Origin of the sequence: Lactococcus sp. S64 (assembly GCF_016516525.1) — a bacterium.
Classification (GTDB): domain Bacteria; phylum Bacillota; class Bacilli; order Lactobacillales; family Streptococcaceae; genus Lactococcus; species Lactococcus lactis.
In genome coordinates, this window is the sequence record NZ_JACVUQ010000041.1 from 1 (window position 1) to 277 (window position 277).

The following is a 277-nucleotide window of genomic DNA, read 5'->3' on the forward strand; positions in this document are numbered from 1 at the left end:
TGGTTTATCAGGTTTCGTATAACTTGAATGCTCAAAGTTTTTGACGATTTCGGCAATGGTTGCTTCTAATTGTGTCGGTACCTCTTCTTTGACTGCTCCTTGGTCAATGAGGTCTTCACGTGTGTCATAAAGCAATTCCCATTGTCCAGATTCATTGACACGGTAAATCCGTTCATCTTTGATTTCTTCGGTTGTTGCATGAGGGTTGTAATCCACACCGCCATAACCTGATTGGAAGAGTTCATAAACTTCACTTTCCCCCACTCGAAGATAACCA

The 277-nt window shown here is 41.9% G+C and carries 1 pseudogene; it reads right to left on the reverse strand.

Annotated elements, in window-relative coordinates:
• A pseudogene (locus tag IAE51_RS12070) lies at positions 1-264 on the reverse strand (type VII secretion protein EssC); the annotation flags it as partial.
• Positions 265-277 lie beyond the last annotated feature (13 nt).